Source organism: Gallaecimonas pentaromativorans, from assembly GCF_003751625.1.
Lineage (GTDB): Bacteria > Pseudomonadota > Gammaproteobacteria > Enterobacterales > Gallaecimonadaceae > Gallaecimonas > Gallaecimonas pentaromativorans.
In genome coordinates, this window is sequence record NZ_RJUL01000007.1 from 91,978 (window position 1) to 111,401 (window position 19,424).

The following is a 19,424-nucleotide window of genomic DNA, read 5'->3' on the forward strand; positions in this document are numbered from 1 at the left end:
CACAACCCGCCGATGAAGTTAGAGGGGAAATTGCCCCTCTAATTTTCTATAAAGAAAGTGGCCTGAAGCTAATCAGCTTAGTGTTTCGTGTTGCTTAAATAGCAATCCTTTAATACCACTCTCTTCTACTTTTCGCTTAAACGATTCACTGCAAAAAGAATGATTAAAGGACATCCATCTTCTGAGTACCGACACCAGTTCAGCGCGAGGACGGGTAATGGCCAAAGGCCTTTATCAAGAGAAGGGTCTTTCAAGACTAGTTTTCGCGAGGTAACTTCGCCATGATGGGATGGGTGTCCCTTTTACTTCTTTCGCTTTTACTTTATATTTTATTTTGATGAGAAAAAAAGTCCATCACCTTTATAAACTTCAATTTCTTCATCACCACTAATTCCGTCTAAATGGATAAAAGCACTTCCTAATGCATCAACGGTGACCTCATCCACTCTTTTTTTCTTTCCTCTCAAGACAGAAAAAATAGAAAAGATCCTATCGCTCTCATCGGGGTTTTTTATCCAAAGAAGGCACCCTCCTCTCAATTTTTTCAGCGTAACAAACTCTTGCCACTTCCAATGACCAGAAATCAAGGGGCTATCATCTCCATAAAAATCACTAGAGGAGTCAACTCCTTTTGTAAACTTTATGGAGTAGGTCAAATGGTCAAAATTAGCAACTGATTTACAATAGTCACTTACGTTGACATTAACAAAGGTCATACCATTGGCTGAGTTCTCTGGTGTCAGTTTTCTTGATATTTCGACATTTTTACCATTCTTTTGATAGTTGCAAAAAGACGTAGTGAAAATCTTGAGTGAGAAGCCATCATAACGTTTGGGTAGTTTTAGAACCACTCCTATAACATCGCCATGTGCCTTGGACTTGAAATGGGTGTAATACTGCCATCCATAACCAAAAGCTAAACAAGTATTGGAATAGAAAAAAGCACATAAAAAAGCAATAATACTTTTCATTAGCCAACACCGTAGCTTCCATTCTTAACTCTCACAATACTTTTAAGAACTCCAGCATTGTAAAAGTCCATAGTACTCTTACTATTCCAATTAAAACTTGCGCTATGGTTTAGTTGCCAATTGTGTGCATTCATTTCTGTGTCATATGCATCCGGATGCCGGTCATAAAGTATGTTATCTCGAATGTGAATCATTTCAAACAAATAAAAAGGACATCCATCTTCTGATGTAGCAATAAACAGTAAGTTCGACGCGTCTCCTCTTTCCATATCAATATGCTTCCGATAATGCTGACTTCACGCTGATACCGCGTTTTATCGTTAACAACGCAAATCCAAGGCGAGCGAGATTGCCAGTGACTGCTGAGGGTCTGTGAGCGTGGTGCTGTGAGGGGATTAAGCGGCTTTTATCGGTTGGCCGACCACAATCGTCGGTGATGGGCTTTGGCGTAAGCACTTTGGGCCTGTTTGTGGCCAATCACCGAGCCCTGGGACAGTTGATGTTGACCCAGGGCGATAAGGAAGCTGTCGGCATCCAGGCCTAAGCGTTTCAAAATGGCGGGGGTTTCTGGGGTGATGAAGCCGCGCTTGTCTTCTCGTTGTGCCCGGCCCGTCCAATCCACCAGTGCCAGATAATCAGCCACTCCATTCTGAAGAGGTGCCAGAGTCATGCTTATTGGCTAGGCACCGGCTCTAATGGCTGTCCACCGAGGCTGGCATTAATAAAAATCCACGGCCCTCATCGACCGCGGATCTCACCAAACCAGCCGTCGATTCACCCTCAGGTAATAACAATCCATAGCCCGGAAAAGGTGTAATGCGCCCCCATGGCATCACCGGTGTTTACTGGGTTCCAGTTGTTGTTGAGGGTGCCATCGGCTGGGTCATAGAAGTGGCCGTCAGAGCCGCGCGCCAGGCAGTGTAAGCCTCCATCGTTAACATTGACGCAGACAATATGGGTTTCGCCATTTGCAGGCGCCCCGTATTGGCCGGCATCGGTATTAACGTTACCGGCGCCAACCACCTGTTGGCATCTGGCGGTTTCCCCGGGATAGAGAGCATTCAATAATTGGTAGCCGTCTTGTTGGACATTCACCCTCGGCTGGGGCCTGCCCAGATCGGCAATCACTTTCGCCATGGCAGCCGGTGAGTTGTAATCGCCCCCGTTGATAAGCTCGGGGTCTGGTGCTGGCAGGTCGTGATTGAGGATGCCGGTGACGTTATAAACCCGTTGGCTGAGGCCGGTAAAATCTAGCTCAGTCGTTATCGTCTCTTGATTGTTGACCGGCCCAGGCCCTGCATTTTGATAGCTGACAACAGTGTTGGCCGTAAAGGCACCAAAAGCCCCTACGGCAGCCACCAGGGCAAAGGCTCCGCACTGGTTACTGTCTTCCGGCTGGGTCATGGAGGCCTGATTGACGTTGGGTACCCAGGCCAGGGTGGTTAAATTGATATTGGGCATTGTCCATCTCCTTTTGGTTGATCGCATGGGCGACCCTAAGTCCCTGTCATAGTCGAGAGAAGGGGAAACCCTTCCGGCTGCAATAGCCGAGGCGGATAACCCTAGGCCAGAGACCGGTTCAGTAGAGACAGCACCACTTAGCATCCCCTCTTTCCCCTCCCCCTTACCTTGGCCATAATGGCCTTACATTCCCTTAACGGTATCAACACCTTATGTTGAAACGATCCCTGCTGGCAGTGGCTGCCCTTTGTATTGGCTTTCAGGCTTTTGCCGAGGACATTGGCATCGATGTGTTCGCCATTCCGTCCAAACCCATCATCGATGAGGTAAAGGCCACCAGCGATACCCTCAAGGCCCACGGCCTGGAGAGCTTTTATGCCCAGGGTAAGCCGGTGCATGTCACCTTGTACCTGACCCGCTTCCCAGAGGGCAGCAAGGCGGCCATCAAGGCAGCGATTGCAAAGCTGGTGGCAGGTAAGGAAGGGTTTGCGGTTGAGGCCAAGGGCTTTAGCGTTACCAAGGGCAACTGGGCCTTTTTAGACGTTACTCCAAGCCCTGCCCTGCAGCGGCTGGCCGATGAAGTGACCATGGCGCTGTCGCCGCTGCGCGCGCCCAACCCGCCGCTGCCCGGCTGGGTGAAGGCTTACCCCACCAAGCTGGCCGCCTTTGAGCGTTACGGCAGCCCCAACGTCTTTCAAAACTTTGAGCCGCACCTGACCCTGCTGGCCTCAGAAACCAGCCCAGCGCTGGCCGAAGTCGCCAAGGCCTTGGCCGCCAAGCCACCACAGGCAAAGGGGCAGATAGTGGGCATTGGTATTGGGGTAACCGATCAGTGGGGGCAACAAAAAGAGATACTGGGCGAGTATTTTTTCAAACAGTAAAAAGGGGGCCTAGCGGCCCCCTTTTTTACTTTTACCACCCAGGCTAATGGCCGGGCGCCCGCCTTTTTGCGCCGGGCCTTTTTTGCGGCCAAGCCCCGCCTTGGCAGGCCCTTTACCGGCGCCGTCGCGGGCCGGTTTGGCCGGGGCTTTGCCGCCACCGCCCAGCACCTGGGCTTTATTGCGGCCACTGCCCGCTTTGCTTTTACCTGAGGCCGCACGGCTCTGGCCGTTGCCGCTTTTTTTGGGGCTGTGCTTGCTCGAACCGCCTTTTGTCGATTCAGACGAAGACCCGGCAATGGCTTCGGCCAGCTCTTTGATTTCTTTTTCGGTAAAGTCGCGCCACTCGCCAATGCCGAGCCCCTTGAGGGTGATGTGCATGATGCGGGTGCGCTCAAGCTTTATCACCTCATAGCCAAAATGCTCGGCCATGCGCCGTATTTGCCGATTCAGGCCTTGCACCAAGGTGATGCGAAAAACGTTATTGGACTCCTGGCTGACCTTGCACTTTTTGGTCATGGTGCCGAGGATCGGCACGCCGCCCGCCATGCCGTCGATAAAGCCCTGGGTAATGGGTTTGTTGACGGTAACCAGATACTCTTTTTCGTGGTTGTTGCCGGCCCGCAGCACCTTGTTGACCAAGTCGCCGTTACTGGTGAGGAAAATAAGGCCCTGGGAGTCTTTGTCGAGGCGACCGATGGGGAAGATGCGAGTGCCGTGGCTAACGTAATCAACAATGTTGTTGCGCTCAGCGCTGTCGGTGGTGCTAACCACCCCCACCGGTTTATTAAGGGCAATCAGCACGAAGTCGTCGGCTTCGCGCGGCTCGATAAGCCGGCCGTTGACCTTAACCTGGTCCCCCGGTGCCACCTGGTCGCCCACTGAGGCGCGCTTGCCATTGATAAAGACATTGCCTTGCTCAATGTAACGGTCGGCATCTCTTCGCGAGCATATGCCGCTTTCGCTGATGTATTTATTCAGGCGGGTGGTGGCAGAACTTAGCATGGGGCAGTCATCTTCATCGTTGGTGGTGTAGACCCACAAGGTTCACAACGGGGCACGACCAAAAAAGGTGGAGGCAATTATAGAGGAAGACGAACACAAAAACGCGGTAAAGCAGAGGGCGGGCTCAGTATGGCTCTGGCGTGCAGATTGGCCGGGCGGGCCGGCCAATCTCACACGAGGAGCAGAGCGAATTAGTGGCTGGTGGCCACTTTGCGGTGCTTGGCGCGGAACAGGGTCTTGAATTTGGCTTTTACAGCGGCGTTAAGCTCGGCCATGTAGACGCGGCGTTGGGCTTTGGCTTGCTGGACGTAGTAGTCGACGTCGATGTTGCCGTAGGGGTCGAGTTTCAGATCGTGTTGCTGTGCCATGGTGGTGCTCCTCGGGTCGGGGGTAGTGGTGTTTCCACGCTGCAAATACTACTGCTGGCGCCCTTGTTGAAAAAGCGAGCGTTTCTAACCATAATGCTGAGAAAATTTCATCATTAGCGAGCTATGATGCGCCGCCTCCCTCCCCTCAACGCCCTGCGCGCCTTCGAGGCATCTGCCAGAAATGCCAGCTTTATTGCGGCATCACAGGAACTTCACGTTACTGCCTCTGCGGTCAGCCACCAGATAAAAACCCTTGAGGAATATTTAGGAGTCTCGCTATTCAGCCGGAGTAAACGTAAAGTGGAACTCACCCCGGCCGGCGAGCAGTACCTGACCGGCATCAAACACGCCCTGGACGAGATAGAAGTGGCCACCCAACGGCTCACCGCCAACCAGGAGGCCAATGTGGTGCAGATAAGCGTGGCGCCCAACTTCCTGACCCGCTGGCTAATGCCCCGCATGGGCCGGTTTCAGGAGCTGTACCCGGACGTGGAGCTGCAAATCAACGCCTCTATGGGCTTGATTGACTTCAACCGTGCCAGCACCGACATGGCGGTGTATTTCGGTAACGGCGAGTGGGACGACATCGAAGTGCATTTCTTACGTAAGGTGATGCTGGTGCCGGTGTGCAGCCCCCGTTTACTGGCCGGGCGCATGCCGCTGGAAAAACCCGAAGACCTGCGCCACCAGACCCTTATCTACGTCAGTAAACGTAAATACGAGTGGGAAAACTGGCTGCACCAGGCCGGGGTGGGGCACCTCAAACCCAAGGGCAGCATGCAGATCTCCAGCGGCCAGCTGGCCACCGCTGCCGCCCAGGAAAGCCTGGGGGTGGCCCTGGCCGACAGCACCCTGACCTCACGGGAAATTGCCTCGGGCCGGCTGGTGGTGCCCTTTGATATTCAACTGGATACCCACAAGGCGTTTTATCTGGTGTACCGCAAGAACCGGCCCCTGACCGCCGGCATGAAGGCCTTTAAAGAATGGCTGATGGCCGAGATGCAAGACCCCGACAGCGCCGAGCAAAACTGACACACAGGTAGGATCTCGGCCACCAGCACCGGATAAAAGACAACTTTGCTAACCCTGCTTTTACTTTATTCAACGTTGCCTTAACGTGAGCCATTGCTGCAACAATCCTCAATAGTCATGCTGCCAGACTCACCTGCGGAGACAATGTCGATGAACAATGGCGAGGCAAGGTTGTTAGTCGCTCCCCCCGATCCTGTTTTGCTAACCGCACTGCTTGAGGCCGTGCCCCAGGCAACGGCTTGTATCAGCCCAAACGGCCAACTCCATTGTGCCAACAGCGCTTTTTTGCGGTTGTTGGGCCACAAGGCGCCGCTGAATCACGACAACATCAACACCCTGCTCGACAGCCTCACGGCCCAGCGCTGGCAAAAGCTGGTGGCCCAGGCCCAGCACTGCGGCACCCTTTGCAGCCAGGAGCAAAAGCACGACGGCCGCCACTTCGCCCTGGCCCTGCGCCGCATCGACCAATGGCATGGCCAGTTTTTGTCGCTGAGCCTAAAGGAGCTGGACAACCCCATAGCCCAGTACCAGATTCAGCAGCTGCAAAACGAGATTTTGCGCTCGGTGGCCGAGGGCAACCCCCTGCATCGCACCATGGACATTCTCTGCCGCCGGGCAGAGGCGCTGGCTCCGGAAGCGATTTGCAGCGTGATGCTGGTAGACGAAAACGGCCTACTGCAACCCTGCGCCGCCCCCAGCCTCAATAGCAGCTACTACGACCATTTTATTAACCTGCCCATCGGGCCTGGCTCTGGCTCCTCCGGCACGGCTGCCTGGCGCAAAACCACCGTCGAGGTGCAAGACATCGCCTCAGATCCGCTGTGGGACAACTACCGCCACCTTGCCCTGCCCCTGGGCTTGGTGGCGTGCTGGGCCTGCCCGGTCAGCCTGAAAAACGGCAAGGTGGTGGGCACCTTTTCCCTTTATTTTCGCGACAAACGCGGCCCCAGCGCCTTTCACCGGCAGATGGTGGAAAGCTGCCTGAATGTCAGCGCCCTGGCCATTGAACACAACCGGGTGCAGCGCCAGCTTGAGAACCTCATCTTCTTTGACCCCCTCACGGGCCTGCCCAACCGCACCTTGCTGCGCGACCGTATCGACCAGGAGCTTGGCGCCTGCCAGCGCAGCCATTCTCACCTGGCCGCCATTCATATCGATCTCGACAACTTCAAGGCGGTGAACGAATCCCTGGGCCAGCAAATAGGCGACCAGTTGCTGCAAGCTCTGGCCGCCAGGATGCAGCACTGCCTGCCACCACGCAGCACCCTGGCCCGGCTGGGCGGCGACGAGTTTATGCTGCTGGTTCCCGATTGTGACCAGCACCAGGCCCGCGCCCTTGCCGAGCAGTTGCAACATTGCATCCACCAACCGGTGGCCATTGATGAGCGCGAGCTGGTGATCTGTGCCGGTATCGGCATCAGCCTGGCCCCAGAAGATGCCAGCACTGTCGATAACCTGCTGCGCAGTAGCGAAAGCGCCTTGTTGCAAGCCAAGCAGCAAGGGCTGGGCGGGTTGTCGTTTTACCGCTCCACCATGAACCAGGCCGCCATTCGCCGCCACCACCACCTTGAGGCCCTGCGCCGCGCCCTGAATGGCCAAAGCCTTAAGGTACATTACCAGCCACAAATCGACTTCGGCGGCAAGCGCCTGGCGGGGCTGGAAGTGCTGGCCCGCTGCCAGGACCCAGAGCTGGGTTTTATTCCGCCGGATGTCTTTATTCCCCTGGCCGAAGAGAGCGGCTTGATTGGCCAGCTGGACCAACTGGTGATGGAGCAGGCCTTGGCGCAGCTGGCCCTTTGGCGCAACCAGGGCTTTGCCATTCCGCTGGTGGCGGTGAACCTGTCGGCAGTGGATTTTCGCCAGCCAGGGCTCTTGGAGCGCATTAAAAAGTCCCTGGCCGCTCACCGGCTGGACGGTTGCAGCCTGACTCTTGAGATCACCGAGAGCCTGCTTATCGAGTCCAACGAAGATATCCTTGCCACCATGACCGCCCTTCGCCAACTGGGCATTGGCCTGTCTATCGACGACTTCGGTACCGGTTATTCCAGCCTGAGCTATTTAAAGCGCTTCCCGGTCACCGAGCTGAAGATGGACCGCAGCTTTATCCGCGATATCGATACCGACCCCAACGACAAAAACCTCACCGCGGCGGTGATCCAACTGGCTGGCAGCTTCCAGCTCAAGGTGGTGGCCGAAGGCGTAGAGAACCAGGCCCAGTGCGACATTGTTACCGGCCTTGGCTGCGACCTCATCCAGGGCTACCACTTTGCCCGGCCCATGGCGGCGGCCGATCTGGAAAGCTGGATGACAGGCCAGGGCGCCGCTTTTGTCAGCCGCCACTAAGGGCATTGGCGCTATCGGCATTTTCCATCAAAGTGCGCCGGCAAAGGCTGCTAGCATAGGCTCTCTTTTGCCGGGGCACGCCTTATGACCCACCTTCACGCCTACATTGCCGCCATCAATGCCGCTCCCAGTGCGCAGCAAATCGCAAAGCGCGAGCTTACCGATCACAGCTTTGAGGAGTCAGGCATCGAGGTAACAGCCCAAACCGGCGTTTACACCTTTGCCAACGGCGTGGTGGTGCAGCGCGAGTTTGAACTGGAGCAAAGCGAGCCAGACCCCAGCCAAAGCTGCCAGGAATGCTGGATTGGCTACAAGGTGCTGAGCCTGCCGGACGGCCTTGAGGTGCAGCCGCGCAGCAAGGCCTTTGCCAACAAGTGCCAGGAGCTGTTCTGGATGCGCATGACCGCCCGCGACCAAGCCGCCAGCGCATAAAAAAGGCCCCTTTCGGGGCCTTTTTTAGTGTTGCTCGGTGGCGTCGGCGTTGTTGGTCAAATGGCCTGCCACATCCGGCGAGTCCGGCTTGCCCGGCAGGGCGCTGCGGGTTTGCTCGTTGATATTGAAGATATTGGAGGCGGCCGCCAGGTCTTTGTCGCTCTTGAGGCTGGCAATCACTTCGCGGTCGCCCAGGAAGCCTTTAAGGTCTTTGAGCAGGGCCTGCAAAGTGCCCTCGTCCTTGTGCATTTCCAGCACATGGCGGGGGAACTCGAGGTTACGGCCACCCACACCGGCGAAGGTGGAGCTAACCAGCCTTGAGACGATCACCCAAGGGGTCATGGACGAGCGCACCAGGGTGTTCTCGGAGCGGGTGGAGTCGTAAATACCGGCGCCGGTAGAGATACGCGACTCGGTAAAGGTGCCTTCGCACTTGAAGTACACCAGGGTCGACTCAAACTGCATCTCGCCCCAGAACAGGTGGCAATGGTTTACCAGCAGCCGCGCCACCACCAGCGCGATGACAGATGCGGTGAGGTACGGCAGCACGCCACCGATAGCGCCCAGCAGCGCCACCATGTCATGAATGCGGTGGGCCTTGAGCTGGCCCAGCACCTCGGCCGCGCCGGTAAAGGTGAAGTAAAACAGCAGCGCCGATACCCCATACGCCAGTTGGCCCACAGCGGTACCAACCAGGCGCAGTTTCTTTTGCAAAGGAGACACCGGCATCGGCTTATAGGCCGGCTGGGTTTCCTGGATCATCTTGCCTTTAAAAGCCCCTTTACCCTCGGACTGCTCGTTAAGCTCCGGCTCCAGGTCGCGGTAGACCCGGTTGGGGATCTCCAGATAACGGCGGTTGGCCATCACCATGGAGTCGATGTTGATAAAAATCTCGTTAGGATGCACCGACTCTTGCCAGTTGCCCCGGTACTCCGACACCTCGGTAACCGGGTTGGCACGGCCAGCGCGAACGCTAAGCAGGGTAACCAGCAGCGCGGTGGCCGCCACCAGCAGCACGCTGGTCACCAGCAGCCACAGCCCCGGCATGATGGCCGCGGCAATGATGTCGATGCTGTTTAAAAAGCCTGCCAGGCCGCGAGACACCCCATGGGTGGTGGCGTAGCTGTAGAGATATCCCAAAAGCACCGGCGCCAAAATGGCCAGCGCCAGCACTTTGGCCAGGCTGCCGGTACCGGCGGCATCCACCCTGGCGCCCAGGCGGCGAGTTACCGCCGTGCCAGCTTTAAACCACACCACCAGCAGGTAAATCAGCAGCACCGCGCTCAGCACCGGCATCATGGCGCTGGCGCCCTGGCCGCCAAGGCCGGTGGCCGAGGTAAACCAGGCCAGCACAAAGCACAGCAGCGCCACCAAGGTTTTGGTCACGGCGGTCGAGAGCATCAACGCCGTGTTGCGAAGGGCATAGGGGAGGAAGGTCAGGCGCGGGAAGATGCTGTGCACCAGGCGCGCGATCCAGCCACGGGGCTCGATAAAGGTGAGGTTCTTGCGGCCCATCAGCATTTGCTCGAGCAGGCCGGAGTCATAAGCCACAAAGGGTTGTTCCAGGTGGCTGGTGGAACGCTCTGATTCGCTGACGTTGGCAGCCAGCGAGGTCGGCACGCCGCGGCCCACGTAAAAGCGCATCATCTGGAAGATACCGGCGCCGGTGGCTTTGAGGCCGCCACCGAGCAGGATAAAGCCGACAATGGCCATCATCCAGCCGCTGACAGGGTCGTTCTTGACCAAGCCGGCCACCTGCATCAGGGCACCGGCCCCCAGCAGGCTGACCACCACACCGCGAAGGGTGCGCAGCGCCCCTTCCACTTTGAACGGGTTGGGGATCCCTAAATCCACCGAGCCATGTTCAAACGACATCCGTTCCTCTCCCTGTCTGTAGGCAAATACACCTGTAAAAATTGGGTGAAAGCTTATCACCGGCCTTTGTAAAGTCTTCAGTGTTTTCAGCCGTTTTGACGGCTTTTTCTGCCCTTTTGGCGCGCCGGGAAGCCCTTCCCCTGCCAAAGACCTGGCCCTTGCCGTTAGCTGGTACAAAATACCGCCAAAAAGGAGCCACCATGGGGCCGCCAGCCGAAATTGCCATTACTGTTTACAGCCTGGGGCTGCTGGGCTGGTATGGGCTTTGGCATGCCCTGGTGGGTTACCCGCTGCTGGCCAAGCTCAAGTACCTGCGCATTCCCTTTTGGGGTGCCCAGTTTGTGTTTGTGGCCAACGTGGTGCTGGGCTATTACACGCCAGAAATAGACTACCAGACCGAGCTGGCCCTCTACCCCTATGTGGAAGCCAATGCCACCACCGTGGCCAGCATGAGCCTGGCCATCGCCGTGTTCTGGGTTTTTGTCAGCAAGGACAAGCCCTTGGAAGAAGCGGGCTCGCTGGTGAAGATTTTTCTGTGGCTATTGTTGTGGTCGTTTTTGATCTCGGTAATGGGCGCCCTGCCCCTTTACTGGGTGCCGCCGGGGGGCTACTGGCTGATGACCCTTCGCCACCTCAAATGCCTGCCCTTTTTCTACTCGCTGTTTTTACTGTCCAGCGCCCTTATCGTGTTTATGTATGAGCTGCGCTACCGGCGCACCCATCTCCATGAACTCTCGCCCATCGCCTTTAGCAAGGATGTAGAAGACTGGCCGCCCAAGATGCGGCCCTGGCATGCGCTGCGCCGGCGCCGCCAGGAGCATTAAAGGCGCTGGCAGGCAAAGTGCAGGCCGCTTGCTGGCTCTAAAAAGGCCAGCGGCGCATCGGCCTGGGGGGTGAGCCGAAAGCGGGGGCCGGGCTGGTTGTCGGCAAAGCGGCGGCTGGGGGTATCAGGCCAGAGTTGGTAGGTGTCGGTTTGTACCTTTTCGGTGACCTGGGTTTGCAGGTAGCCAAAGGCCGGGCCATGGCGCTCAAGCACGCCTCGGGAGCGCTGGCCAACAATAAGGTAAGGGTCGTTTTGCAGGCCTTGGGTGAACCAGCGCTGGGTCCAGTCCAGGGTGTAGCGGCCTTGGGGGTCGATGCGTTGCAACAGCAGCACCTGGGTGCCGCTGCCGCCTCCCATGCGCTCGGCCTGGCAGCGCCAGTCGCCTTGCAGGGGGTTGGCGGCGGCCAGAAAAGGCAGCAGGGCCAGAAGCGGCAGTGTGTTCATCACCCGTCCTCGGTGCAGACCGAGGTTTTAGTATTGGGCAACCTGGCTGTCCTGCCAGGGGAAATACTGCCGCCGTTTAAGGCCGCGACAAACTCAGTCGTCGCGGGTCAGCACTTCCAACAGCTCGATTTCAAACAACAGGTTGGAGCCGGGCTTGATATGGGGGCCGACTTGCCGCTCGCCGTAGGCCAGCTCTGCCGGTACCCACAGGCGCCGCTTGCCGCCCACCTTCATGTCCATCAGACCGATGTCCCAGCCTTTGATAACGCGGCCGGTGCCAATCACGCATTGGAACGGCCGGCCTTTGGCGTAGCTGGAGTCAAACTCGGTACCGTCTTCCAGGGTGCCCCGGTACTGGGTGGTGATAAGAGCGCCTTTGACCGCCGCTTTACCCTCGCCCACCAGGATGTCTTCAATCTTCAGTTCGCTGCTCATAACGCTGCCCTTGTTGGGAAAGGCTCGATTTTATGAAAGAGTAGGCAGCTCGCAACCTTTTCACGCGGACTCCTGATGGACGACATCTTTTTTCGTTACCTGCATTTCATCGGCATGATGGCGCTGATGGCCACCTTGGTGGCCGAGCACCTGTTGCTGGCACCCACCATGACCCCGGCCGAGCTCAAACGCCTGGCCCGTATCGACACCATTTTTGGCCTCAGCGCGCTGGTGGTGCTGGCCGCCGGCCTGACCCTGTGGTTTGGGGTCGGCAAACCGGCTGTTTTTTACAGCCACAATTGGGTGTTCCACCTCAAAATCACGCTCTTTGTGCTGGCCGCCTTGCTGTCGATTTACCCCACCCTCTTCTACCGCAAGCACCGCAACAGCAGCGCCGAGACCGTTGCCATGCCCAAGGTGGTGGTGATGCTCATTCGCACCGAATTGCTGCTGTTGCTGGTGATCCCACTGCTGGCAGTGTTGATGGCCAAAGGCATCGGCCTTTCCTGAGATACTTCCCGGCGCGGCCCGTAGCGAAGCCTTAAAAGCCCAGCTAAATCAAAGACAACCGTTTTTGGACCAGCGGCAGGCAAGCACACCTGCCTTGGCCAGGCAGTTTTCCTGGCGGCACAGCGCCGCCCCCAAGGTCCAGCTGCTGTCTTTGACCTTGGCGGTGGCCGGCACTCCCAGTTTTTCCAGCAGCAGCGGCAGATAAGCGGCCCGAAAACAGGCCGTTTCGGGCTGGTAGCACTGGCCGCTGCCCTGGCAGCAGCGCGCCACCTGGTCGGCCTCCAGGTATTTAAAAGCGCCGGTCAAATACCACTTGTCCACACCGGCTTTGGCCACCGGCACCTGCCGCTCTGTGCCTTTGATGCCGCCCTGGTAATTGGCGGGGTCGCGAATGGCCGGGCCCTGGGTAAGCAGCAGCTGGGCCTGGCACTGGGAAAGGCGCCACCGAGGGTTACCCTTACCGGCGCCGAAGCGGCAAGGGTCAGGCAGGCCAAGATAGCCGGGCGCCAGATCCTGGCCCAGCCCCAGGAAGGAATAGCTGTAAAAGGGCACCGCCTTGCCGCCAATCACCACTTGGTGCAGGGCATCGTCATCAAGGCTACAGGCCGGGCAGGGAAAGGCCACCTGGCTGGAGGCGCCGCCCATTTCAACTATGCCAAAATCGCGGCGCTGGCGTTTTTGATAGCGGGCCAGCCAAGCATAAAGCCCTTCTTCAAAGCCGCTCAGGGTGCGGGCCTCAACCTGCACCTTGGGGCCGACAACCAGTTGCAGCTGCTGGCGCACCGCCAGCCACAGGGTTTGGCTGAGCCCCGGCGCTTCTTGCTCGGCAAGGCGCATACCGGCGGTAGCCAGCACCGACACCGCCTGTAACCGGCAGCGCTCACGCCAGTCAAAACCGCGCCAGCGGGGTTTGCCGCCCTCGCCTGCCGGGCCGTCGTGGCGAAAGTCCTCCAGCGCCTTGGCCAGCGCCATGGCGGTGGCCGGAATATCTTCGGCGGTTTTACCGCGAATGCCCCGCACCGGGTCGGCCAGGGCCGCGATTTTCGGGCCACGCTGGCTTACCAATTGCCCGCCCTTTTGCTGAAAAAGAAAGAGCCGGGTACCGCTGGAGCCGGCATCAAACATCAGTTGGCAGGCAGGCTTAGCCAGCAGCGGCGAGGCCGTCAAAGACAGCAGCAGGAACAACAACGGGCGCAAAGGCATAAAAACCTTAAAACTAAAGGGCTTATATTGGTGGCGAGTATAAAAAATCCGTTTCACAAACGCCTGATTTTTGTTCTGATGAAGGGCCGACCCAATGGATCTTTGCCATGGACAGCCCGCTTTCGCTGCAGCGCCTCAAAACCTTCCCGCTGCTGGTGTGGATAACCCTCTGGGGCACCTTTGTCAGCCGCGGCACCTTCTTTATGGTCTGGCCCTTCCTGGCAGTACTGCTGCACCAGGATTTTGGCCTCAACCCGCTGCAAATCGGCCTTATCCTCAGCCTGGCGGCGGTGGCTGGCAGCATACTCGGCTTTTATGTCAGCGCCTTGTCCGACCGCTTTGGCCGCAAGGCGGTGCTGTACTGCGCCGGCCTTTTAAACGCCCTGGCCTTTGGGGTGCTGGCCAGCGCCCACAGCATCACCGGCTATGTGCTGGGTATCATGCTCACCTCCGTTGGCCGGGCCACCTTTGAACCTGCCGCCCAGGCGCTGATGGGCGACCAACTGCCCGATGCCAAATCCCGGGAGCTGGCCCTGCAACTGCGCTACTTTCTTATCAACCTCGGGGGCGCTCTGGGGCCTTTGCTGGGGGTCTGGGCGGGGCTGACTGCCCAGCAGTCCACCTTTTATCTCACCAGTGCCAGCTATGTGCTGTTGGTGGCGCTGCTAGCCTGGGCCTTTGGCCGGGGTTATCGCCGGGAAGACACCAGCCTTGCCCGCCAGGGGTTCGGCCAGACCCTATCTCTGCTGCGCCAGGACCACAGCTTTTTGCTGCTGATCCTGGCCAATATTCTGCTGATGTTCGTGTTTGCCCATATCGACTCCTCGCTCATTCAATACCTGACCCTGGCCCAGGTGCCGAAGCTGATAGAGCTTATTTCGATGCTCATTCTGGTAAACGCGGTAACGGTGATGGTGCTGCAGTTTCCGCTCCTTAAAATGATGGCGCGGATGCCTGTGGCCAAGCGCATGCAGATTGGTCTGGTACTGATGGGCGCCGCCCAGCTCTGGTATGCCTTTAACCCCATGAGCGCCTACTGGGGCTGGATTGGCGCGACCTTGGTGCTGAGCCTGGGGGAAGTGATCCTCTTTCCCAACATCAACGTGCAAATCGACTCCATGGCGCCGCCAAGACTGCGCGGCGCCTACTTCGGGGCCGGTAACCTTTTTTCCATCGGCTGGTCGATGGCACCGTTGGTGGGGGGCTGGATGCTCGAGCACTACTCCGGCCGGGCTTTGTATCTCGCCATGGCCGCCTGCACCCTGCTGGTGATGGTGCTCTACGTGCTGGCCGGCCGCCTGCCAAGACCCAAATGGCTGGAAGCGGAGCTGGCCCAAAGCAAGGGTTGAGCCCTCAGCCCCTGCTTTTTTGCGGCGGTTCGGGAAGGTACTGCTCCCATTCGGGGTGGTCGCCAAAGCGCTGGCTGAGAAAGTCGATAAAGCCGCGCACCCTGGGTGAAAGGTGGCGGGTTTGCGGGTAGAGGGCGTAGATCCCCATCTGGTACCAGCGATATTCGGTCAATAGCGGCACCAGCAGCCCCTGGCGCATCGCCTGGAAGGTGATAAAGCTGGGCTCGCACAAGACCCCCAGCCCGGCGATGGCGGCGTGGCGCAAGGCGTCGCCATTGCTGGCCCTGAGTCTTATCGGCACCTTGACGCTACAGCGCTGGCCGCTTTGGTCAAAGTACAACCACTGGCCGGGGGCCTTGAGGTTGGCATAGCAAAGCCCCTGGTGATGGGCGAGATCGTCCGGCGTCTCGGGCCGCCCAAAACGCTGCAGATAATCGGGGGAAGCGGCCACCACATGGCTGACCGGCGCCAGCTTGCGGGCGATATAGCTTGAATCCCCCAGCTCGCCGATACGAATGGCCACGTCTATCCCCTCTGCCACCAAGTCCACCCGCCTGTCGTTCATATCCAAATCCACCAGCACCTTGGGGTGCAGGTGCATAAACTCAGTAATGGCTGGCACCAGGTGAGACACCCCAAAGCTCCAGGGCGCGGCGATGCGCAGCCTGCCGCTCAGCTCGCTGGCCCGGCTGGACAAGCCGCGCTCCGCTTCGTCGAGGTCATCGAGGATCTGCACGCAGCGCTCAAAGTAGGCCCGGCCGTCTTCGGTCAGGGTCATGCTGCGGGTGGTGCGGTGCAACAGCTGGGTGCCCAGCCTCGCCTCCAATTCTTTTAAGCGCCGGCTCACTGCCGAGTTGGCGAGGTTGAGGCGGTTGGCGGCCTGGGTGGCGCTGCCGGCCCTCACCAGTTCGACAAAGATGCGGATCTGTTCCAGCTGATTCATGGGATTTTTCTGACTTCCAGAAAGATGATTTGAATTTTAGGCTGTTTTTCCTTCTGTGGTTAAGGAATAGCCTGAGTGCGTCCTAATTAACTCCCTTACCGAGGAAATACTGATGAACACTCTGACAGCGAAAAAAGCCCTGGTCCTGGGTGGCAGCCGTGGCATCGGCGCCGCCATCGTCAACCGCCTGAGCGCCGAAGGCGCCTACCTCACCTTTACCTACGCCGGCTCGGCGCAAGCCGCCAAAGCCCTGGCCGACAGCACCGCCAGCCAGGCCGTGCAGGTAGACAGCAGCGAGCGCGACCAGCTCACCGCCTTTATCGACAGCCAAGGCCCCCTGGATATCCTGGTGATCAACGCCGGCACCCTGCTGATGGGCGACCCCCTGACCCTGGCTGCCGACGACGTAGACCGCATGATAGACATCAACGTCAGGGCCCCTTATCACGCCGCCGTGGCTGCCGCCCGGCAGATGAAAGACGGCGGGCGCATCATCGTTATCGGCTCGGTCAACGGCGACCGCATGCCCATGGCCGGTGCCAGCGCCTACGCCCTCACCAAATCGGCCCTGCAAGGCATGGTGCGCGGCCTGGCTCGTGACCTTGGCGAGCGCGGCATCACCGTCAATAACGTCCAGCCCGGCCCGGTAGATACCGACATGAACCCGGCCGAAGGCCCCTTCAGCGAGCTGATGCATTCCTTCATGGCCATCAAACGCCACGGCAAGCCCGAGGAAATCGCCGCCCTGGTGGCCTTCTTGGCCGGGCCGGAAGCCGGTTATATCACCGGTGCTCAGCACACCATCGACGGCGGCTTTGGCGCCTGAGGCCGTCACCCTAGGCGGTGCCGGACAGGGCTGGCCGCAGAGCAACAAAAAACCCGCCGCGGCGGGTTTTTTGTTATTTCATCACGCCCCCCATTAGGGCACGAATAGCGGCTGGGATGTCTCCCGGCAATATCACCAACTTGCTATTGGGGGAGGTGGACATGTCTTTCATGGCGTCCACGTAGCGCTCTCCCAGCAGGTACATCACCGGCAATTCGTTATTTTTGACCGCTTCGGAGACCTTTTCGATGGCCGCTTGGCTGGCGGTAGCTAACACCACTTGGGCCTCGGCATCACGACGGGACGCTTCCAGACGGCCTTCGGCCTGCAAGATGGCAGCGGCTTTTTCACCGTCGGCGCGGGTTACTGTGGCGCGGCGGCCCCGCTCGGCGGCGGCTTGTTCTTCCATGGCTTTTTGCATGGTAGGGGACGGATTGATGTCTTGAATTTCGACGGTCTTGAGGGTGATGCCCCAGTCGGCGATGTCGTCGGAGATGGCCCCCTTGAGCTTGGCCTTGATGGCGTCACGGTTGGACAAGGCATCGTCCAGATCCATTTCCCCAATAATGGAACGCAGGGAAGTTTGCACCAGGTTCTGGATGGCAAAGGCGTAGTTCTCAACGCCGTAAACGGCCTTTTCCGGGGAGACGATGTTGATGTAAGCCACGGCGTTGGCAATGATCACTGCGTTGTCGCGGGTGATCACTTCCTGTGAGGGAATATCCAGCACAATGTCCTTGGTGGTGACCTTGTACGCCACCATATCGACATAGGGGATCACAAAATGCAGGCCGGGGCCCAGGGTGCGGCTGAATTTACCCAGACGCTGGATCACGTACTTGCTGCCTTGGGGAACTATCTTGACCCCCATAAAGATGGTGATCAGCACCAGCAATACAAACACCACAGCGATGCTCATTCCGTTGAAAAGCATGAATATATCCTTGGTTTGATGGGCAGCGGCGCTGCCTCAGCGTTTTTCGACGATCAGGGTGTTGCCCGAAATATCGGTAACATAAACCCGATCACCCAGCGCAACAGTGTTGCGGCAGATAAAAGGCCATTCGTCATCGCCCAGCAGGGGGGTGGTAAAACGCACCACTCCTCTTTTGTCGTCAACCGGCAAGACGATAACCTGGCCCACTTCGCCTTTAATGGCTTCGCTGGCATTACCCGCCTTGCTTTTATCGGCCATCAATGGCTTTAGGTAGCGGAACCAGAGCAGCGTAAACACAATGGAGCTAAGGGCCCAAAGCACCAGTTGCCAAGGCAGGGGCAGCGCCGGAAAAACCCCCATCAGCCCGGCTACGACCAGAGCCCCGAGGCCAAACCAGAACAGGGTAAAGGAGGCGAGAAACATCTCGGCGATGATCAGCACCATGCCAAACACCAGCCAATGCCAGTATTGAAGTTCAAATTCCATTTGCGCTACCGGTTATAAACCCGGCTCCATAGTCCGGCAAAGGCTGCACTTAAGCAAGCAAGTCAAAGGCCCAGCAGGCTATCAAGCATGGAAAGCACACGCGGGTCGTCTGGGGTGATGTCGGGGCGGAAACGCCCTACCACCTGGCCGTGGCCATCAATCAGAAACTTCTCGAAGTTCCACATGATTTGCCGGGCATCATGGTGCAGCAGGCCCATCTCGGTGAGCCGGGTTTTGAGCTGGCTGTCGACATTGCCGGTGGCCTGGGGCTGCTCGGCGATCATGGCGGCAAAGAGCGGGTGAATATCATCGCCCTGCACCGATACCTTGGCGGCCATGGGGAAGGTCACCCCGTACTGGCCGGTGCAGAACTGGGCTATTTCTTGCTCGCTGCCGGGCTCCTGGCCAAGAAAGTTGTTGGCGGGAAAGCCGATAATCTCAAAGCCCTTGTCGCGGTAGCTGGCATAGAGCTTTTGCAAGCCTTGGTACTGTGGGGTGAGGCCGCATTTGGAGGCCACGTTGACCACCAGCAGCACCTTGCCGGCAAAGTCCTTGAGGGTCGCTGCCTTGCCGTCAATCAGGGTAAAGGGAATGGCATTCAGGGCTGTCATGGTGGTCTCCTTGGGTGAATACTGTCCTATCAAAGCGGTTTGGCGCCAGGCCGGCCATGATGTTGATCAAAGCCGGCGCGGCAAAGCGTTAGTTGGCGCCGTCTTGCTGGCGCTGCTGGTATTGCAGCTGGGCACCGGTAATGGCGGTGACGTTGTCTTCCACCCAGCGGTTAAGGGTACGGATGGGGCCGCTTAGCGAGGCGCCCAGTTCGGTGAGCTGATATTCCACCTGCGGCGGCACCTCGGGGTAGGCGATGCGCTCCACCAGGCCAAAACGCTCCATGCGGCGCAGGGTCTGGCTCAGCATCTTCTCGGAGATGCCGTTTACCCGACGGCGCAGCTCGCCGGTGCGGCACGGCGCTTTGTCGGACAGCGCATACATCAGCAGCAGGGTCCATTTGTCGGCCAGCACCTCCAATATGTGGCGGGCCGGGCAGCCTTTACTCAGCACATCGGGGGGCAGGCACAAAGGAGCGGTTTGGGTCATCACTT

22 protein-coding genes are annotated in these 19,424 nt (G+C 58.3%); 8 read left to right on the forward strand and 14 right to left on the reverse strand.

The window, feature by feature from the left end; all coding sequences use genetic code 11:
- Nucleotides 1-329: 329 nt before the first annotated feature.
- The 3 genes from EDC28_RS20015 to EDC28_RS13500 all read right to left on the reverse strand — a co-directional run bounded on the left by EDC28_RS20015 (nt 330) and on the right by EDC28_RS13500 (nt 2,432).
- A complete protein-coding gene (locus EDC28_RS20015; RefSeq protein ID WP_148049854.1) occupies nt 330-971 on the reverse strand; it encodes a hypothetical protein in 642 nt (213 codons plus the stop codon).
- Nucleotides 972-1,377: 406 nt separating this feature from the next.
- A complete protein-coding gene (locus EDC28_RS13495) occupies nt 1,378-1,614 on the reverse strand; it encodes a hypothetical protein (RefSeq protein ID WP_050659637.1) in 237 nt (78 codons plus the stop codon).
- 137 nt (nt 1,615-1,751) lie between these two features.
- Nucleotides 1,752-2,432, reverse strand: a complete 681-nt coding sequence (locus tag EDC28_RS13500) for a T3SS effector IpaJ family cysteine protease (RefSeq protein ID WP_123421960.1) — start codon at nt 2,430-2,432, stop codon at nt 1,752-1,754.
- 212 nt (nt 2,433-2,644) lie between these two features.
- On the opposite strand from EDC28_RS13500, the gene EDC28_RS13505 reads away from it, so the two are divergent.
- Complete coding sequence (locus EDC28_RS13505; protein WP_050659635.1) at nt 2,645-3,313, forward strand: 2'-5' RNA ligase family protein; 669 nt, start codon at nt 2,645-2,647, stop codon at nt 3,311-3,313.
- A 9-nt stretch (nt 3,314-3,322) separates the two neighbouring features.
- Here the strand turns inward: EDC28_RS13505 and rluF are convergent, their stop codons facing one another.
- On the reverse strand, nt 3,323-4,315 hold the full coding sequence (gene rluF, locus EDC28_RS13510; protein ID WP_123422092.1) for a 23S rRNA pseudouridine(2604) synthase RluF: 993 nt from the start codon (nt 4,313-4,315) through the stop codon (nt 3,323-3,325).
- Nucleotides 4,316-4,506: 191 nt separating this feature from the next.
- Complete coding sequence (locus tag EDC28_RS20175; RefSeq protein ID WP_170164127.1) at nt 4,507-4,683, reverse strand: RSP_7527 family protein; 177 nt, start codon at nt 4,681-4,683, stop codon at nt 4,507-4,509.
- A gap of 126 nt (nt 4,684-4,809) precedes the next feature.
- Between EDC28_RS20175 and gcvA the strand changes: the two genes are divergently transcribed.
- From gcvA to EDC28_RS13525, 3 genes are all read left to right on the forward strand, one after another.
- Nucleotides 4,810-5,715, forward strand: a complete 906-nt coding sequence (gene gcvA / locus EDC28_RS13515) for a transcriptional regulator GcvA (RefSeq protein ID WP_123422093.1) — start codon at nt 4,810-4,812, stop codon at nt 5,713-5,715.
- Between the two features lie 198 nt (nt 5,716-5,913).
- On the forward strand, nt 5,914-8,058 hold the full coding sequence (locus EDC28_RS13520) for a bifunctional diguanylate cyclase/phosphodiesterase (protein WP_170164128.1): 2,145 nt from the start codon (nt 5,914-5,916) through the stop codon (nt 8,056-8,058).
- Between the two features lie 84 nt (nt 8,059-8,142).
- Nucleotides 8,143-8,490, forward strand: coding sequence for a hypothetical protein (locus EDC28_RS13525; RefSeq protein WP_050659632.1), 348 nt, complete (start codon nt 8,143-8,145; stop codon nt 8,488-8,490).
- A gap of 24 nt (nt 8,491-8,514) precedes the next feature.
- On the opposite strand, the gene EDC28_RS13530 is transcribed toward EDC28_RS13525, so the two are convergent.
- A complete protein-coding gene (locus EDC28_RS13530) occupies nt 8,515-10,365 on the reverse strand; it encodes a hypothetical protein (protein WP_123421962.1) in 1,851 nt (616 codons plus the stop codon).
- A gap of 200 nt (nt 10,366-10,565) precedes the next feature.
- Here EDC28_RS13530 and EDC28_RS13535 point away from each other — a divergent pair, with 200 nt between their 5' ends.
- On the forward strand, nt 10,566-11,189 hold the full coding sequence (locus EDC28_RS13535; RefSeq protein ID WP_123421963.1) for a hypothetical protein: 624 nt from the start codon (nt 10,566-10,568) through the stop codon (nt 11,187-11,189).
- Here EDC28_RS13535 and EDC28_RS13540 read toward each other — a convergent pair.
- Both EDC28_RS13540 and EDC28_RS13545 read right to left on the reverse strand, forming a co-directional pair.
- Complete coding sequence (locus EDC28_RS13540) at nt 11,186-11,632, reverse strand: hypothetical protein (RefSeq protein ID WP_123421964.1); 447 nt, start codon at nt 11,630-11,632, stop codon at nt 11,186-11,188. The two genes, EDC28_RS13535 and EDC28_RS13540, sit on opposite strands and share 4 nt — an antisense overlap.
- A 93-nt stretch (nt 11,633-11,725) precedes the next feature.
- A complete protein-coding gene (locus EDC28_RS13545; protein WP_123421965.1) occupies nt 11,726-12,067 on the reverse strand; it encodes an FKBP-type peptidyl-prolyl cis-trans isomerase in 342 nt (113 codons plus the stop codon).
- A 75-nt stretch (nt 12,068-12,142) separates the two neighbouring features.
- Here EDC28_RS13545 and EDC28_RS13550 point away from each other — a divergent pair, with 75 nt between their 5' ends.
- Nucleotides 12,143-12,577, forward strand: coding sequence for a DUF2214 family protein (locus tag EDC28_RS13550; protein WP_123421966.1), 435 nt, complete (start codon nt 12,143-12,145; stop codon nt 12,575-12,577).
- Nucleotides 12,578-12,625: 48 nt separating this feature from the next.
- On the opposite strand, the gene EDC28_RS13555 is transcribed toward EDC28_RS13550, so the two are convergent.
- On the reverse strand, nt 12,626-13,774 hold the full coding sequence (locus tag EDC28_RS13555; protein ID WP_170164129.1) for a nucleoside phosphatase: 1,149 nt from the start codon (nt 13,772-13,774) through the stop codon (nt 12,626-12,628).
- Between the two features lie 113 nt (nt 13,775-13,887).
- Here EDC28_RS13555 and EDC28_RS13560 point away from each other — a divergent pair, with 113 nt between their 5' ends.
- On the forward strand, nt 13,888-15,129 hold the full coding sequence (locus EDC28_RS13560; protein ID WP_123421968.1) for an MFS transporter: 1,242 nt from the start codon (nt 13,888-13,890) through the stop codon (nt 15,127-15,129).
- 4 nt (nt 15,130-15,133) lie between these two features.
- On the opposite strand, the gene EDC28_RS13565 is transcribed toward EDC28_RS13560, so the two are convergent.
- Nucleotides 15,134-16,072 (reverse strand): LysR family transcriptional regulator, encoded by a 939-nt coding sequence (locus tag EDC28_RS13565; RefSeq protein WP_123421969.1) that lies wholly within the window; start codon nt 16,070-16,072, stop codon nt 15,134-15,136.
- A 112-nt stretch (nt 16,073-16,184) separates the two neighbouring features.
- Between EDC28_RS13565 and bdcA the strand changes: the two genes are divergently transcribed.
- Complete coding sequence (gene bdcA / locus EDC28_RS13570) at nt 16,185-16,898, forward strand: SDR family oxidoreductase (protein ID WP_123421970.1); 714 nt, start codon at nt 16,185-16,187, stop codon at nt 16,896-16,898.
- A 73-nt stretch (nt 16,899-16,971) separates the two neighbouring features.
- On the opposite strand, the gene EDC28_RS13575 is transcribed toward bdcA, so the two are convergent.
- From EDC28_RS13575 to EDC28_RS13590, 4 genes are all read right to left on the reverse strand, one after another.
- Nucleotides 16,972-17,832 (reverse strand): SPFH domain-containing protein, encoded by an 861-nt coding sequence (locus EDC28_RS13575; RefSeq protein WP_050659622.1) that lies wholly within the window; start codon nt 17,830-17,832, stop codon nt 16,972-16,974.
- 36 nt (nt 17,833-17,868) lie between these two features.
- Nucleotides 17,869-18,321: an NfeD family protein gene (locus EDC28_RS13580; RefSeq protein ID WP_050659621.1), complete on the reverse strand. Its 453-nt coding sequence runs from the start codon at nt 18,319-18,321 to the stop codon at nt 17,869-17,871.
- A gap of 62 nt (nt 18,322-18,383) precedes the next feature.
- Nucleotides 18,384-18,932, reverse strand: a complete 549-nt coding sequence (locus tag EDC28_RS13585) for a glutathione peroxidase (RefSeq protein ID WP_050659620.1) — start codon at nt 18,930-18,932, stop codon at nt 18,384-18,386.
- 88 nt (nt 18,933-19,020) lie between these two features.
- Complete coding sequence (locus tag EDC28_RS13590; protein ID WP_123421971.1) at nt 19,021-19,419, reverse strand: winged helix-turn-helix transcriptional regulator; 399 nt, start codon at nt 19,417-19,419, stop codon at nt 19,021-19,023.
- Nucleotides 19,420-19,424 lie beyond the last annotated feature (5 nt).